This window comes from Streptomyces sp. NPDC107500, assembly GCF_055582785.1.
In genome coordinates this window covers 535,876-552,043 of the sequence record NZ_JBVJPF010000002.1, presented here as the reverse complement: position 1 = coordinate 552,043, position 16,168 = coordinate 535,876, and the positions used below count along the sequence as shown (strand labels likewise).

Here is a 16,168-nt window from a genome sequence, read left to right as displayed (position 1 = left end):
GCGACTTTGGTCGGTGATCCCGCGCGAGGGATCGTGGTCGGGGCGAGCCCTGCGTAGATTTGTCGACCGTGAGCGAAGACAGACCCGATCGGATCACCCCGGCGTTCCCCGGACGCCGGTGGCTGCTGCCGTCGGCGCTGATCGAACAACTCGACCCCAGCCCGGATCCCCGGTCCTCGGGGCGGTGGTCCCGGCGGCCCCGGCGCACCGCCCGTGACTGGATGGTCGACTTCACCTGCTTCCTGATCGCCGTCGTGGTGGGTCTCCTCAGCGCGGACGGACTGGAGAACGAGCCGAACCTCTCGCACGGCATGGAGATCGCCGACCAGCTGATCGGCGCCCTCGCCTGCGCGGCCGTCTGGCTCCGACGCCGGTGGCCGGTCGGGCTGGCGGTCGCCATGCTGCCCCTCGGCTTCGTCTCGGTCACGTCGGGCGGTACCACCCTGGTCGCCCTGTTCACCGTGGCCGTGCACCGGCCCTTCCGGTACGTGGCCTGGGTGGCGGGCGCCCAGATCGCGCTCCAGCCCCTCTACTACTGGCTGCGCCCCGACCCCGAACTGCCCTACTTCGGCATCCTCGTCATCGGTGTCCTGCTCACCGCCGCGGTGGTCGGCTGGGGCATGCTCGCCCGATCCAAACGGCAGCTCATGCTCATCCTCCGCGACCGCGCCCGACGCGCCGAGACCGAGGCGCGGCTGCGGGCGGAGCAGGCCCAGCGGCTCGCGCGGGAGGCCATCGCCCGCGAGATGCACGACGTCCTCGCGCACCGGCTGACGCTGCTCAGCGTGCACGCGGGTGCCCTGGAGTTCCGCCCCGACGCGCCCCGGGAGGAGGTGGTGCGCGCGGCCGGCGTCATCCGGGAGAGCGCGCACGAGGCGCTCCAGGACCTGCGGGAGATCATCGGCGTGCTCCGCTCGGCGGAGTCCGACGACGCCGGGGGCCGCCCCCAGCCGACGCTCGCGGCACTCGACGCGCTGGTCGCCGAGTCCCGGGAGGCCGGCATGAAGGTCACCCTCGCGGGTGGCGTCGCCGACCCCGCCGAGGTCCCCGCCTCCGTCGGCCGCACCGCCTACCGCATCGCCCAGGAGGCCTTGACAAACGCCCGCAAGCACGCCCCCGGCACCGGGGTCACGGTCTCGGTCGGCGGAGCCCCGGGCGACGGACTGGCGATGTCGGTGCGCAACGCCCCGACCGACGGCGAGGTGCCTCACGTACCCGGATCCGGACAGGGGCTGATCGGACTGACCGAGCGGGCCACGCTCGCGGGCGGCACCCTGGCGCACGGCGCCACGCCCGACGGAGGCTTCGAGGTGCGGGCGTGGCTGCCGTGGGGATGAGCCCGGCACCGGCGACCGGACGGGCTCTGTCCACAGGGCGAACTCGCCCGTCGGCAACCGTGATTACGTATGGCCCATGACTGCGATCAGACTGCTCATCGTCGATGACGACCCGCTGGTGCGGGCCGGGCTGTCCTTGATGCTGGGCGGCGCCGACGACGTCGAGATCGTCGGCGAGGCCGCCGACGGCGACGAGGTCGAGGCGCTCGTCGACCGCACCCGTCCCGACGTCGTCCTCATGGACATCCGGATGCCGGTTGTCGACGGCCTGACGGCGACCGAGCGGCTGCGCGGCCGCGCGGAGGCCCCGCAGATCATCGTGCTCACCACCTTCCACGCCGACGAGCAGGTGCTGCGGGCGCTGCGCGCGGGCGCCGCCGGGTTCGTCCTCAAGGACACGCCGCCCGCGGAGATCCTGGACGCCGTGCGCAGGGTCGCGGCCGGTGATCCCGTCCTGTCGCCCGCCGTGACCCGCCGGCTGATGGACCAGGCGGCCGCGGGCGCCGCCGACACGCGCCGCACCCGCGCGCGTGCCCGCCTCGACACCCTCAACGACCGCGAACGTGAGGTCGCCGTCGCGGTCGGCCGGGGACTGGCCAACGCCGCCATCGCGGCGGAGCTGTTCATGAGCGTCGCCACCGTCAAGACCCACGTCTCCCGCGTCCTGGCCAAGCTGGACCTCGACAACCGGGTCCAGATCGCACTCCTGGCACACGACGCGGGCCTGCTGGAGGGATACCAGGAGGACGGCCGCTAGGGCCTGTCTGACAATTCCCGTCGTCGCCCGGAGGGCGGGGCAGACGGGAATTGTCAGACAGGCCCTAGGGGGCCGGGGGAGCGGGGGCCGGGACGCGTCCGCTCATCCCGCGAGGAAGGCCGCGCCCCCGGGGACCTCGGCCAGCCGTACGGGTCTGCGCTCGCGGCGGGAGATGTCGCAGGCCTCGGCCACCCGCAGGGCCTGGAGGGCCTCGCGGCCGTCGCACGGGTTGGCCCGCTCACCGCGCACGACCTCCACGAACGTGGCCAGCTCGGCCTCGTAGGCGGGCCCGAACCGTTCCACGAAGCCCGTCCACGGCTTGTCCGCGGCCGGGGGGCCGGTCGGCTCGGTGGACGCGATCGGCGTACGGTCGTCCAGACCGACGACGATCTGGTCCAGCTCCCCGGCCAGCTCCATGCGGACGTCGTACCCCGCCCCGTTCAGCCGCGTCGCCGTCACCGTGGCCAGCGTCCCGTCGTCCAGCGTGAGCAGCGCGGCGCCGGTGTCCACGTCGTCCGCCGCGCGGAACATCGGCGGCCCGGCGTCCGACCCGGCGGCGTACACGTCGGTGACCTCCCGCCCGGTCACCCAGCGAAGGACGTCGAAGTCGTGGATGAGCGTGTCCCGGTAGAGCCCGCCGGACTGCGGCAGGTACTCGGCCGGCGGCGGGGCCTGGTCGCTGGTCACCGCCCGGACGGTGTGCAGCCGGCCGAGCCGCCCGGCCCGTACCGCCTCCCGGGCCCCCTTGTACCCGGCGTCGAAGCGCCGCTGGAACCCCATCTGGAGCACCGTCCCGGCCGCCTCCACCTCGGCGATCGCCTGTAACGTGCCGGTCAGGTCCAGCGCGATGGGCTTCTCGCAGAACACCGGCAGCCCCGAGCGTGCTGCCCGACCGATCAGTTCGGCGTGGGCCGGTGTCGCCGTGGTGATCACCACGGCGTCCACGCCCCACCGGAAGATCTCGTCCACTCCCGGTGCCGCCGTCTCCCCCAGCCGGTGCGCCAGATCCTGGGCCCGCGTGAGGTCGGCGTCCGTGAGGATCAGGGATCCCACGTCCCGGTGGCGGCTGAGCGTGTTGGCGTGAACGGTGCCGATGCGGCCCGTCCCGATGACCCCGATGCGCATGGAATCAAAGTGGGCTCACAGCCCGCACCCTGTCAATGCGTATGTCCGGACAATCGAACTACACAACTTCCCGTCACCTGCGCACGGAGCTACGCTCGGCCCGTGCCGAAACCAGAAGTGGACCCCACCGTGTCGCTGGAGCTCAGCGTGGATCGCAGCAGCCCCGTGCCGCTGTACTTCCAGCTGTCGCAGCAGTTGGAGGCGGCGATCGAGCACGGCGCGCTGACCCCGGGCAGCCTGCTGGGCAACGAGATCGAGCTGGCCGCCCGGCTCGGTCTGTCCCGGCCCACCGTCCGCCAGGCGATCCAGTCGCTCGTCGACAAGGGCCTGCTGGTGCGCCGCCGGGGCGTCGGCACCCAGGTCGTGCACAGCAAGGTCAGGCGCCCGCTGGAACTCAGCAGCCTGTACGACGACCTGGAGGCCGCGGGCCAGCGCCCCGCCACGAAAGTCCTGGTCAACACGGTCGTCCCGGCGACCGCGGAGGCCGCCGCCGTACTCGGCGTGGCCGAGGGGACCGACGTGCACCGCGTCGAGCGGCTGCGGCTGACCCACGGGGAGCCGATGGCGTACCTGTGCAACTACCTGCCCTCCGGCCTCCTCGACCTCGACACGGGCCAGCTGGAGGCCACCGGCCTGTACCGCCTGATGCGCGCCGCCGGGATCACCCTGCACAGCGCCCGGCAGTCCATCGGCGCCCGCGCCGCCACCGCCGACGAGGCCGAACGGCTCGGCGAGGACGAGGGAGCGCCCCTGCTCACGATGGAACGCACCACGTTCGACGACACGGGACGCGCGGTGGAGTTCGGCACGCACACCTACCGCCCCTCCCGCTACTCCTTCGAGTTCCAGCTCCTCGTACGGCCCTGAGCCGGTCCCTCCGGCCGCCGCTCGCCGCGCGGGTTCGTCGCAATGTCCGGACAATGTGACCGTCGCCCGATCCCCGGAGGAAGACGCTCCGCTTGTGTGTCGGACAATGGGGCGTTTGGGGCTTCCCGGCCCCGGCCGGAGCCTCGGGCGCCCGGCACCCACAGCACGGCACAGCAAGAAGGGCACGGCCTCGTGGCACGGTTTCGGACCTGGGTAGGCATCGCGCTGGCAGGAGCACTGTCGGTGTCCCTGGCCGGGTGCAGCAGCACTGGCGGCAAGCGGGCCGAGGACGCCCGCAAGGCCGCGTCGGCCCAGGGGCAGGCGGCGGTGAACACGCCCCGCTGGACCTTCGCGATGATCACCCACTCGGGCGACGGCGACACCTTCTGGGACATCGTCCAGAGCGGCGCGGAGCAGGCCGCGGTGAAGGACAACATCAACTTCCTGTACTCCCACGACGACGAGGCCCAGCAGCAGGCGCAGCTGGTGAACGCCGCCATCGACAAGAAGGTCGACGGGATCATCGTCACGCTGGCCAAGCCCGACGCCATGAAGTCCGCCCTCGACCGCGCCCGCAAGGCGGGCATCCCGGTGATCACCGTGAACTCCGGCTCCGAGGAGTCGAAGGCGTTCGGCGCCCTCACCCACATCGGCCAGGACGAGACGATCGCCGGCGAGGCGGTCGGCGAGGAGCTGAACGAGCGAGGCCGCGAGCAGGCCCTCTGCGTGCTCCACGAGCAGGGCAACGTCGGCCACGAGCAGCGCTGCGACGGCGTCGAGAAGACCTTCGACGGCAAGGTCCAGCGGCTCTACGTCAACGGCACCAGCATGCCGGACGTGCAGTCCGCCATCGAGGCCAAGCTCCAGACCGACAAGGCCGTCGACGCCGTGGTCACCCTCGGCGCCCCCTACGCCGACACCGCGGTGAAGGCCAAGCAGGGCGCCGGCAGCAAGGCGGAGATCGACACCTTCGACCTCAACGCCAAGGTGGCCGGCGGACTCTCCGACGGCACCCTCGGCTTCGCGGTCGACCAGCAGCCCTACCTCCAGGGCTACGAGGCCGTCGACCTGCTGTGGCTGTACAAGTACAACGCCGACGTCCTGGGCGGCGGCCGGCCGGTGCTCACCGGACCGCAGATCATCACCAAGGACGACGCCGCCGCGCTCGCCGAGTACACCAAGCGGGGCACCCGATGAGCGCGGGCACGGACGCGGCCACCGCCGACGAAAGGATTCTTCAGACCTCTCCGCTGCGGAAACTCCTGGGCCGCCCCGAACTGGGCTCGGTCGTCGGCGCCATCGCCGTCTTCGTGTTCTTCGCCTTCTTCGCCGACAGCTTCCTGCGGGCCGCCAGCCTCAGCACGGTGCTCTACGCCGCCTCCACGATCGGCATCATGGCCGTCCCGGTGGCGCTGCTGATGATCGGCGGCGAGTTCGACCTCTCGGCCGGCGTCATGGTCACCTCGTCGGCGCTGGTGTCGTCGATGTTCAGCTACCAGATGACCGCCAACGTCTGGGTCGGCGTCGGCGTGTCCCTGCTGGTCACCCTGGCGATCGGCGCGTTCAACGGCTTCATGCTGACCCGCACGAAACTGCCCAGCTTCATCATCACGCTGGGCACCTTCCTGATGCTGACCGGCCTGAACCTGGGCTTCACCAAGCTGATCGACGGCACCGTCTCCACCAAGTCGATCGCCGACATGGAGGGCTTCCCCTCCGCCCGCGACGTCTTCGCGTCCACGATCACCATCGGCGGCGTCGGCTTCAAGGTGACCATCCTGTGGTGGCTCGCCCTGGTCGCCGTCGCCAGCTGGATCCTGCTGCGCACCCGCGCCGGCAACTGGATCTTCGCCGTCGGCGGCAACAAGGACGCCGCCCGCGCGGTGGGCGTCCCCGTCACCAGGACCAAGATCGGCCTCTACATGGGCGTCGGCTTCGGCGCCTGGATCTCGGGCCAGCACCTGCTCTTCTCCTACGACGTCGTCCAGTCCGGCGAGGGCGTCGGCAACGAGCTGATCTACATCATCGCGGCCGTCATCGGCGGCTGCCTGATCACCGGCGGCTACGGCAGCGCCGTCGGCTCGGCGGTCGGCGCGTTCATCTTCGGCATGACCAGCAAGGGCATCGTCTTCGCCGAGTGGAACCCCGACTGGTTCAAGTTCTTCCTCGGAGCGATGCTGCTCCTCGCGACCCTGCTCAACGCCTGGGTCCGCAAGCGCGCGGAGGCCACCAAATGACGCAGACCCCGGCACCCCAGGCGCTCGTCGAGCTGTCCGGCGTCAGCAAGAACTACGGCAACGTACGCGCCCTCGAAGGCGTGTCCCTCCAGGTGCGCGCGGGTGAGATCACCTGCGTCCTGGGCGACAACGGGGCGGGCAAGTCGACCCTCATCAAGATCATCTCCGGGTTGCACCAGCACGACGGCGGCACCCTCGCCCTCGACGGCGAGGAGACCCGCCTCGCCTCGCCGCGCGAGGCCCTGGACCGCGGCATCGCCACCGTCTACCAGGACCTCGCCGTCGTCCCGCTGATGCCGGTCTGGCGCAACTTCTTCCTCGGCTCCGAGCCACGCAAGGGCGTCGCCCCGTTCAAGCGCATGGACGTCGACCACATGCGCCGCACCACCCACGCGGAGCTCCTGCGCATGGGCATCGACCTGCGCGACGTCGACCAGCCCATCGGCACCCTCTCCGGCGGCGAACGCCAGTGCGTGGCGATCGCACGCGCGGTGTACTTCGGCGCGAAGGTACTCGTCCTGGACGAGCCGACCGCCGCCCTCGGCGTGAAGCAGTCCGGCGTCGTCCTGAAGTACGTGGCGGCCGCCCGCGACCAGGGCCTGGGTGTCGTCCTCATCACCCACAACCCGCACCACGCGTACCTGGTGGGGGACCGCTTCGTCCTCCTGAAGCGCGGCACGATGGTCGGCAACCACGAGCGCGAGGACATCACCCTGGACGAGCTGACGCGCCAGATGGCGGGCGGCAACGAGTTGGACGATCTACGCCACGAACTGCAACGCCCCTCTTAGGGGCGCGGGGAACTGCGCGACCAGCCACAACGCACCCGCGGACGGCAACGAACCGGCGACCCCACCCCCTGTCCCATTCGGCACCCAGCGTGAGCGTGCGGCACAATCGCACCCGATGAGCACCTACCGCGACTTCACCGCCCCCATCGGTTCCCGCCGCGCCCCGGTCCTGCGCACCGTGGGCACGAGGGAACGCCGCTCGCACCTGACGGCACCCCGCGTGCCCACGGTCGGCATCGACATCGGCGGCACGAAGGTCATGGCGGGCGTCGTCGACGCCGACGGCAACATCCTGGAGCGCCTGCGCACGGAGACCCCGGACAAGTCGAAGAGCCCGAAGGTGGTCGAGGACACCATCGTCGAGCTGGTCCTGGACCTCTCCGACCGGCACGACGTGCACGCCGTCGGCATCGGCGCGGCCGGCTGGGTCGACGCCGACCGCAACCGCGTGCTGTTCGCCCCCCACCTGTCCTGGCGCAACGAGCCGCTGCGCGACCGCATCGCCGGCCGCCTCGCGGTCCCCGTCCTGGTGGACAACGACGCCAACACCGCCGCCTGGGCCGAGTGGCGCTTCGGCGCCGGCCGCGGCGAGGACCACCTCGTCATGATCACCCTCGGCACCGGCATCGGCGGCGCCATCCTGGAGGACGGCCAGGTCAAGCGGGGCAAGTACGGGGTCGCCGGTGAATTCGGGCACATGCAGGTGGTGCCCGGCGGCCACCGCTGCCCGTGCGGCAACCGCGGCTGCTGGGAGCAGTACAGCTCCGGAAACGCCCTGGTCAGGGAGGCCCGCGAGCTGGCCGCGGCCGACTCGCCGGTGGCGTACGGGATCATCGAGCACGTCAAGGGCAGCATCGGCGACATCACCGGCCCGATGATCACCGAGCTGGCCCGCGACGGCGACGCCATGTGCGTCGAGCTGCTCCAGGACATCGGGCAGTGGCTCGGCGTCGGCATCGCCAACCTCGCCGCCGCCCTCGACCCGTCCTGCTTCGTGATCGGCGGCGGGGTCAGCGCCGCGGACGACCTGCTCATCGGTCCCGCGCGCGACGCCTTCAAACGCCAGCTCACCGGCCGCGGCTACCGCCCCGAGGCCCGCATCGTCCGCGCCCAGCTGGGCCCCGAGGCCGGCATGGTGGGCGCCGCCGACCTGGCCCGGCTGGTGGCCCGCCGGTTCCGCCGCGCCAAGCGGCGCCGCGTGGAGCGGTACGAGCGCTACGAGCGGTACGCCGAGGCCCGCCGCACCCCCGGGGAGTCGCTGTGACCGAGACCCTGCCCCACCAGGCCGGAACGCCCGAGGAACACGGGCCGCCGGCCGAGGACCGTCGGCACATGATCCGGCGCCGCGCGCTGACGCTGCTCACCATCGTGCTGCTCATCGGCGTCCCCGCCGGCTACCTCGTGATCTCCGCCAACCAGAGCCGCGACAGCGGGCGGCAGAAGGAGGCGAAGTACGCGGCGACCGGTATGACCCGGGGCTGGCCGTCCAAGCTCCAGCGCCGCATCTACGAGCTGCCGGTCCCGGTGCCCTCCGAGAAGATCGCGTACTACGAGACGAACAACTGGAAGACCAGCCGCCTCTACGTCCAGTTCCAGACCACCAACGCCGGTCTGGACGCCTTCCTGGCCGGGCTGGGCATGGACCGGGACGCGCTGGAGAAGGACAAGATCGCCATCAGCGACCGGGCCCAGCGGGTCACCGGCTGGAACTTCCGCGCCTCCAGCACCTGGTGGGGCGTGGTCAACGAGCAGCGGAACCCGGCACCGACCCAGGACGTCGTCGTGGACCTGGACGACCCGGACTATCCGATGGTCTACGTCGTCTCGCGCACCGTCCCCTAGGGACGCACGGGCCCGGCGGTCCGCCGGGGCCGATTGTCAGACCCCGCCCGTAGAGTCGAAGACAGCTGATCGGGACCACGGGCGGGAGGTGACAGGACGTATGGGCGACATGGCCGTGGCGGACGCGACCGTCTCCGGGCGAGCGGGGGAGTCGCTGGAGACGAGCGGGCCGCGGCGCCCCGCACCGTCCGTCCCGCTCCGGCTGGCCGCCGTCTTCCTGCCCGCCCCCCTTCCCCGCGACGCCCGGATCGCCTTCTGGGACCCGGAGGCGGGCGCGGACGACACCCTCTCCGGGTACGCCTCGGCACCGGACGGCGACCCGGCCGGACCCACGGAGCGCACGGAACTCACGGTCGTCCGCCGGCACGGCACCGGCGTGCGGCGTGCCACGACCCCCGCGCTGTCGTTGCCGCTCGGCGAGGCCCTGCCGCTCCTGGTGCGGGCCCGGCACGACCCGGCCGCCCACCCGGCGACCGCCTGCTGGGGAGCGGCGGCCCTGCACGCCCTGCGGCTCACCGCGCGCGGCAGGCTGCTGCCCGGCCTCACCACCACCGGTCACGACGCCTGGCGCGCCGGACCGCTGGACTCCGACGACATCGCGCACCTGCGCGCCGTGGCCGCCGCCCTGCCCCCGGAGGGCCACGCGGTGCCGCTGGACGGTCCGGGCCCGATCCGGCTGCCGGAGCCGGAGGCACTGGTCCGCGCCTTCCTCGACGCCGTCGCCGACACCCTGCCCCGCACCCCGGCCGCACCCCACGCCTCGGGCCGCCCCTTCGCCGCACGCGCGGCCCAGCGCCTGCCCGGCGCCCACGACTGGGCCGCCGAGGTCGCCGCGGGAATGGACGCGGGCGTGCGGATCTCGCTCCGCCTGGACCTGTCGGCGTACGACCTCTTCGACAGGGACGTCGCCGCCGAGGGGGACGGCGGCACCGGCGGGGTGCGCAGCGCGGGGGCCGCGATCGTCCAGGTGCACAGCCTCGCCGACCCCACCCTGGTCGCCGACGCCGCCGATCTGTGGTCGGGGGAGGCCGACGCCGCGTTCGGCCCCCGCGCGCGTGTCGACGCCGCCCTCGGAGTGCGCCGCGCGGCGCGGGTCTGGCCGCCCCTCGACCGCCTCACCGAGCAGGACGTGCCCGACGTCCTCGGGCTCTCCGAGGAGGAGGTCACCGACCTGCTGGGCGTGGCGGCGGGCCGGCTCGCCGCCGCCGGGGTGGCCGTGCACTGGCCCCGAGACCTCGCGCAGGACCTCACCGCGACCGCGGTCGTCAGGACCGCGCCGGGCTCGGCGACGGACGGCACGGGATTCTTCGAGAGCGAGGACCTCCTCCAGTTCCGCTGGCAGCTGGCCATCGGGGGCGACCCGCTCACCGAGGCCGAGATGGACACCCTCGCGGAGGCCCACCGCCCGGTCGTCCGGCTCCGTGACCGGTGGGTGCTGGTCGACCCGGCGCTCGTCCGCCGGGCCCGCCGGCGCGACCTGGGCCTGCTCGACCCGGTCGACGCCCTGTCCGTCGCCCTCACCGGCAGCGCCGAGGCCGACGGCGAGACCGTCGACGTGGTGCCGGTCGGCGCGCTGGCCGCCCTGCGCGACCGGCTCACCGCGGGCGTACACCCCGCCGAACCGCCGCCCGGCCTGCACGCCACCCTCCGCGACTACCAGCTGCGCGGACTCGCCTGGCTCGACCTCATGACCTCCCTCGGCCTCGGCGGCTGCCTCGCCGACGACATGGGCCTCGGCAAGACCGTCACCGTCATCGCCCTGCACCTCAAGAGGGCCCGGACCGAGCCGACCCTGGTGGTCTGCCCGGCCTCACTGCTGGGCAACTGGCAGCGGGAGATCACCCGCTTCGCGCCCGGCGTCCCCGTCCGCCGCTTCCACGGCGCCGACCGCACCCTGGACGACCTGGCCGGTGGCTTCGTGCTCACCACGTACGGCACGATGCGGTCCGCCGCCCCGGCCCTCGCCGAGCGGCCCTGGGGCATGGTCGTCGCGGACGAGGCCCAGCACGTCAAGAACCCGTACTCGGCGACGGCGAAGGCCCTGCGCACCATCCCGTCCCCCGCGCGGGTGGCGCTGACCGGCACACCGGTGGAGAACAACCTCTCCGAGCTGTGGGCCCTGCTCGACTGGACCACCCCCGGACTCCTCGGCCCCCTGAAGTCCTTCCGCGCGCGCCACGCCCGCGCGGTGGAGAACGGCGAGGACGACGAGGCGGTGGCCCGCCTCGCCCGCCTGATCCGCCCCTTCCTGCTCCGCCGCAAGAAGTCCGACCCCGGCATCGTCCCCGAGCTGCCGCCGAAGACCGAGACCGACCACCCCGTCCCCCTCACCCGCGAACAGGCCGCGCTGTACGAGGCGGTGGTGCGCGAGTCGATGCTCGCCATCGAGGAGGCCGAGGGCATCGGCCGCCGTGGTCTCGTCCTCAAGCTCCTGACCTCCCTCAAGCAGATCTGCGACCACCCCGCGCTCTTCCTCAAGGAGGAGCACCCGCCGGGCGCCACAGGCGTGGGCGGCGCCGACCGCATGGCCGCCCGCTCGGGGAAACTCGCCCTGCTGGACGAGCTGCTGGACACACTGCTCGCGGAGGACGGATCGGCGCTCGTCTTCACGCAGTACGTCGGCATGGCCCGCCTCATCACCTCCCACCTGGCCGCTCGCGCGATCCCCGTCGACCTCCTCCACGGCGGCACACCGGTGCCCGAGCGCGAACGCATGGTGGACCGCTTCCAGAGCGGGGAGACGCCGGTACTCGTCCTGTCCCTCAAGGCCGCCGGCACCGGCCTGAACCTCACCCGCGCGGGCCACGTCGTGCACTTCGACCGGTGGTGGAACCCGGCCGTCGAGGAGCAGGCCACCGACCGCGCCTACCGCATCGGCCAGACCCAGCCGGTCCAGGTGCACCGCCTCATCACCGAGGGCACGGTCGAGGACCGGATCGCCGAGATGCTCCAGTCCAAGCGCGCCCTGGCCGACGCGATCCTCGGCTCCGGCGAGTCGGCCCTCACCGAGCTGACGGCCCGTGAGCTGTCCGACCTGGTGTCCCTGCGGAGGACGTCATGACCGCCCGCCCGGCCGACGAGGCCCGCCGCGCCCTGCGCGAGGCGCGACTGCGCGGCGAGACGACACCGGACACCCCCACGGACACCGCGTCCGGGACCGGCGCCCACCCGGAGCCCGACACCTCGCTCCGCGAGCCCGCGCGGCAGCATGACCGGGACCAGGGCCGCGACGGGGACGGGGACCGCCCTGCGCGCCCCGGTGACATCGCACGCGCGGCGCTGCGCGGCACCCGGACCGCCCGGCACACGCCGGCCCACGACGCCGACGCCGAGCAGCCCGAGGAGACGGCTCCCCGAGCCCCGTCCGACCGCACGGACGACCCGGACTCGGGCCCCGACGCCGGGCCCGTCCCCGGCCCCGGCTCAGAGCCCGATGCGGCGGCGCCCCACCCCGCCGCACCCCACAGTCCTGACGGCTCGTCACCCTCCGCCGCCTCGAACCGTCCTGATGCCTCATCACCCCCCGCCCTCACCACCCCGGACGCAGGCGACACCCGCCCGGCCGACGTGGCACGAGAGGCCCTGCGCGCGGCGCGGCGGCAGGCGCGCGCGGACGCCGAGAGCAAGGAAACGTCGAGCACCCGGCGACGCCCGGCCCCGCCCCGGTACCCCCGGCCCACCGCGGGCGACCCGCGCGCCGCCGACGTCCGGGCCCGCGCCCGTGCCGTACGGGACTTCGCCGCGGACGCCTTCCGACTGCCGCCGGAGACGGACAGGGAGGACGAGGACGCCCCGCCCCCGGCGGCACCCGAAGGGCCGCGCACGCCGGGCGGCCCGGCCGGCGAACAGCCCCGGACGCCCGCCCGCGCGGTACGGACACCGCACCCCGCCGAGGACTCGCCGCCCGACCGGCAGCCCCGCCCCACGACCACCTCCTCGCCCCCGCACGGCGACGCCACTCCCCGCGAGGCCCGCTCCGCCCCGCCCGTCCCCTCCGCGAAGGCCCGCGGCAACCTCCGCTCGATGGCCGCCCCCGACCGCGACGGCGACCTCCGCCGCACCTTCCCCGCGCTCCCGCCCCGCGCGCCGGACGAGGGCCTCGCCGCGACCTGGTGGGGGAACGCGTGGGTGAGCGCGCTGGAAGAAGGCGCCCTGGACGCGGCCCGGCTGGCCCGCGGGCGCGGCTATGCCGAGCGGGGTCACGTCGACGCCATCACCGTGACGCCCGGCCTGGTCCTCGCCTACGTACAGGGCAGCCGGCCGCGGCCGTACCGGGTGCAGGTGCGGCTGCGGACGCTGGGCGACGACGACTGGCAGCGGTTCCTGGACGCCGCCGCCGAGCGGCCCGGACACATCGCCGCGCTCCTCGACGGGGAGCTGCCCCACTCCCTGGCGGACTGCGGGGTGCCGCTGCTCCCCGGCCCCGGCGACCTCGCGCCCCATTGCAGTTGCCCCGACTCGGGGCACCCCTGCAAACACGCCGCCGCGCTCTGCTACCAGACGGCGCGGCTGCTCGACGCCGACCCCTTCGTCCTGCTCCTGCTCCGCGGCCGGGGCGAACGCGCGCTGCTCGACGCCCTGTCCCGGCTGAACGCGGCCCGTGCCGCGCGTGCCGCCCAGGACCGCGGACCGGCGCCACTGCCCGGCGTACGGGCCAGTGCGGCACTGGACACGCGGCCGCTCCCGCCCCTCCCCGCCCCGCTCCCCGCACCCCCGCATCCCGAGCAGCCCCCCGCCTACCCCGCGGCACCCGGCGGACCCGACCCCTTCGCGCTGGACCAGCTGGCCACCGACGCCGCCGCTCGCGCCCACGCCCTGCTCAGTACCGGCCGCGACCCGGTGGGCGGGCTGACGCTCTGGCAGGACGCCGCCCGCCTCGCCGCGGCCCGCCCCGGTTCCGGTCTCACCGCCGGCACCCGGGCGCTCTACGCCTCCCTGGCCGGCGCGGCCGGCCGGGACCAGGCCGACCTGGCGCGAGCCGTGGCGGCCTGGCGCCAGGGCGGCGCCGACGGCCTGGACGTACTGGAGGAGGCCTGGGACCCGCCGGCCGGCCGCTTCGACCGCGCCCGCCCCCTGCTGCTCGCCGCCGACCTCCCCGCGTTCCGGCCCTGGCGCAACCGCCTCACCCACCCCGGCGGCCACGTCCAGCTCCGGCTCGGCCGGTCAGGACTCTGGTACGCCTACGAGTCGGAGCCCGGCCGGGAGGACTGGTGGCCGCGGGGCACCCCCGACCTCGACCCGGTGGGTGCCCTCACCGGACTGGGCGCGTCCGACGACCTCTGACCGGCCGCCAAGGGGCCGCTCCCGCCAGGGGTCACCCCTCGGCGTCACGCACCAGGAGGGCGATCTGCACCCGGTTCTCGACGGCCAGCTTGGCGAACAGGCTGCCCGTGTGCGCCTTGACCGTCGCCACGCTGATGTGCAGCCGCCGGGCGATCTCCGGGTTGCCCAGCCCGTCGGCGATGGCCCGGGCGGTGTCGAGTTCCCGTTCGGTCAACGCGGCCAGCTGCTTCCGCGCGGCGTCGCGCGACGAGTCGCGGGCGTGCGAGGAGTGCGGACCGGTGGCCGCGGCGATCACCCGCGCCGTGGCGGCCGGAGACAGTACGGGATTGCCGTCCGCGACCGCCCGCACCGCGTCGAGGAGCTGCGGCGGCTGGGTGTCCTTGAGGACGAACCCGAGCGCTCCGGTGCGCAGGGCGCCGAGCACCAGATCGTCGGAGTCGAAGGTGGTCAGGATCAGCACCCTCGGCGGCGCCGGCCGGGTGAGCAGCTCCCGGGTCGCGCTGAGACCGTCACGGCCGGGCATCCGCACGTCCATCAGCACGACGTCCGGCCGGTGTTCGTCCACCGCGGCGATCGCAGTGTCGCCGTCGGCCGCCTCCGCGACGACGGTCAGGTCCGGTTCGCCCTCGATGACGAGCCGCAGTGCCATGCGCACCAGTTGTTCGTCGTCGACGATGACGACCCGCACCGGCTCCCGCTCGCTGTCCACTCATGCTCTCCTTTCGTGCGTGGGGTCCGGCCAGGGCAGTTGTGCGGTGAGGAGGTAGCCGTCGTCCCGTGTGGGGTGGTGGCGCAGCTCTCCACCGGCGAGGTCGACACGCTCGCCGAGGCCGAGCAGGCCGAATCCCGACGCCGGTGGCTTCGTGGCCGTCGTGGTCGACGGGGAATTGCGGACGCTCACCCGGAGGCTGTCGCCCGCCGCTCCTTCCAGGGTGATGCGGATGCGCGCGTCCGGGGCGTGTTTGGCGGCGTTGGTCAGCCCCTCCTGGACGACGCGGTAGCCGGTGCGGCCGACGAGGTCGGGCGGCGTCCCCGTCACGGTGCCGGTGAGCATGACGTCCAGTCCGGACGCGCGGGCGTCGGCCACCAGGTCGGGGACGCCGTCCAGCGAGGGCTGCGGCGGTTCCGGGAGACCGGGGTCGGCCCGGAGCACGCCGAGGACGTCCCGTAGCTCCTCCAGGGCGAGGTGGGAACCCTCGGCGATGCCGCGGACCAGTACGCGGTTCTCCTCGGCCTTGAGGTCCCGGCGGTGGTCCAGCACGCCGGCCTGCATGGCGACCAGGGAGATCCGGTGGGCGAGGACGTCGTGCATCTCGCGGGCGATCCGGTTGCGTTCCTGGGCCCGCGCCTGCGCCGCCCGCGCGGACTGCTCCCGCTCCGCGCTCTCCGCCCGCTCCCGCAGCGACCGCACCTCGACGCGCCGGGCCCCGACGGCCATGCCCATGGCCACCGCGATGCCCGCGGTCAGGGCGGGCGACACGAGTTGGAACCAGAACGTGCCGGGCGGGGTCTCGACCGGATAGAGCTGGACGGCGAACTGGGTCGCGGTCACGTAGGCCACCACCACGGCCCCGATCTCCACCGGACGACGACGGGTGGAGATCGAGCCCAGTGCCACCAGCGCCGCGCCGGTGGCCAGCGCCGACGTGGTCGAGGCGACCGACACCGCCAGTGCGACGGCGAGCGGGAACCGCCGCCGCCACAGGAGCGCCGTCAGGCAGGCGCCGGCCACCAGCGGATCACCGATGAGGAACCAGGAGCCCACTTCGCCCGCCGGCCCCTTCGACACCGCCACACCGGTGGTGAACCAGGCCAGCAGGCCCAGGGCCGCGGCCGCCGTCAGCCGCCAGGTCTGCTGCCACCATCCGAGCCGTGGCGCGACGTCCATGTTCACCCGGCCATTATCGCGAAGCCGTGCGGCCGGTGACT

At 73.8% G+C, this 16,168-nt stretch carries 13 protein-coding genes; 10 read left to right on the top strand and 3 right to left on the bottom strand.

The window, feature by feature from the left end:
- Nucleotides 1–59: 59 nt before the first annotated feature.
- A complete protein-coding gene (locus tag ACZ67M_RS08515; RefSeq protein ID WP_469850126.1) occupies nucleotides 60–1,337 on the top strand; it encodes a sensor histidine kinase in 1,278 nt (425 codons plus the stop codon).
- 76 nt (nucleotides 1,338–1,413) lie between these two features.
- The gene (locus tag ACZ67M_RS08510; RefSeq protein WP_361358282.1) at nucleotides 1,414–2,094 is read left to right on the top strand and encodes a response regulator transcription factor; all 681 of its coding nucleotides are present in this window, start codon (nucleotides 1,414–1,416) and stop codon (nucleotides 2,092–2,094) included.
- Between the two features lie 102 nt (nucleotides 2,095–2,196).
- Here ACZ67M_RS08510 and ACZ67M_RS08505 read toward each other — a convergent pair whose 3' ends face one another.
- Nucleotides 2,197–3,219 carry a Gfo/Idh/MocA family protein gene (locus ACZ67M_RS08505; protein ID WP_392101928.1) on the bottom strand — a complete coding sequence of 341 codons (1,023 nt, stop codon included), beginning with the start codon at nucleotides 3,217–3,219 and terminating at the stop codon, nucleotides 2,197–2,199.
- A gap of 129 nt (nucleotides 3,220–3,348) precedes the next feature.
- On the opposite strand from ACZ67M_RS08505, the gene ACZ67M_RS08500 reads away from it, so the two are divergent.
- The 8 genes from ACZ67M_RS08500 (at nucleotide 3,349) to ACZ67M_RS08465 (ending at nucleotide 14,239) form a co-directional block, all read left to right on the top strand.
- Nucleotides 3,349–4,086, top strand: coding sequence for a myo-inositol degradation transcriptional regulator (locus ACZ67M_RS08500; RefSeq protein ID WP_392236178.1), 738 nt, complete (start codon nucleotides 3,349–3,351; stop codon nucleotides 4,084–4,086).
- A 192-nt stretch (nucleotides 4,087–4,278) separates the two neighbouring features.
- Complete coding sequence (locus ACZ67M_RS08495; protein WP_361358288.1) at nucleotides 4,279–5,283, top strand: sugar ABC transporter substrate-binding protein; 1,005 nt, start codon at nucleotides 4,279–4,281, stop codon at nucleotides 5,281–5,283.
- Nucleotides 5,280–6,323 (top strand): ABC transporter permease, encoded by a 1,044-nt coding sequence (locus ACZ67M_RS08490; protein ID WP_361358291.1) that lies wholly within the window; start codon nucleotides 5,280–5,282, stop codon nucleotides 6,321–6,323. The genes ACZ67M_RS08495 and ACZ67M_RS08490 overlap by 4 nt, the downstream gene beginning before the upstream one ends.
- Nucleotides 6,320–7,114, top strand: a complete 795-nt coding sequence (locus tag ACZ67M_RS08485; RefSeq protein ID WP_469850123.1) for an ATP-binding cassette domain-containing protein — start codon at nucleotides 6,320–6,322, stop codon at nucleotides 7,112–7,114. The genes ACZ67M_RS08490 and ACZ67M_RS08485 overlap by 4 nt, the downstream gene beginning before the upstream one ends.
- Nucleotides 7,115–7,229: 115 nt before the next feature.
- Entirely contained in the window at nucleotides 7,230–8,378 is a 1,149-nt protein-coding gene (locus ACZ67M_RS08480; RefSeq protein ID WP_122618835.1) for an ROK family glucokinase, read from the top strand.
- Nucleotides 8,375–8,956 carry a sugar kinase gene (locus ACZ67M_RS08475; RefSeq protein ID WP_385793818.1) on the top strand — a complete coding sequence of 194 codons (582 nt, stop codon included), beginning with the start codon at nucleotides 8,375–8,377 and terminating at the stop codon, nucleotides 8,954–8,956. Before ACZ67M_RS08480 ends, ACZ67M_RS08475 begins: the two co-directional genes overlap by 4 nt.
- A 100-nt stretch (nucleotides 8,957–9,056) precedes the next feature.
- Nucleotides 9,057–12,017, top strand: coding sequence for a DEAD/DEAH box helicase (locus tag ACZ67M_RS08470; protein ID WP_469850121.1), 2,961 nt, complete (start codon nucleotides 9,057–9,059; stop codon nucleotides 12,015–12,017).
- Nucleotides 12,014–14,239, top strand: a complete 2,226-nt coding sequence (locus ACZ67M_RS08465) for an SWIM zinc finger family protein (RefSeq protein ID WP_469850120.1) — start codon at nucleotides 12,014–12,016, stop codon at nucleotides 14,237–14,239. Before ACZ67M_RS08470 ends, ACZ67M_RS08465 begins: the two co-directional genes overlap by 4 nt.
- Nucleotides 14,240–14,270: 31 nt before the next feature.
- On the opposite strand, the gene ACZ67M_RS08460 is transcribed toward ACZ67M_RS08465, so the two are convergent.
- Together ACZ67M_RS08460 and ACZ67M_RS08455 are read right to left on the bottom strand one after the other, a co-directional pair.
- Entirely contained in the window at nucleotides 14,271–14,948 is a 678-nt protein-coding gene (locus tag ACZ67M_RS08460; RefSeq protein ID WP_469850119.1) for a response regulator, read from the bottom strand.
- The gene (locus ACZ67M_RS08455; protein ID WP_392235868.1) at nucleotides 14,949–16,133 is read right to left on the bottom strand and encodes a sensor histidine kinase; all 1,185 of its coding nucleotides are present in this window, start codon (nucleotides 16,131–16,133) and stop codon (nucleotides 14,949–14,951) included.
- Nucleotides 16,134–16,168: the final 35 nt, after the last annotated feature.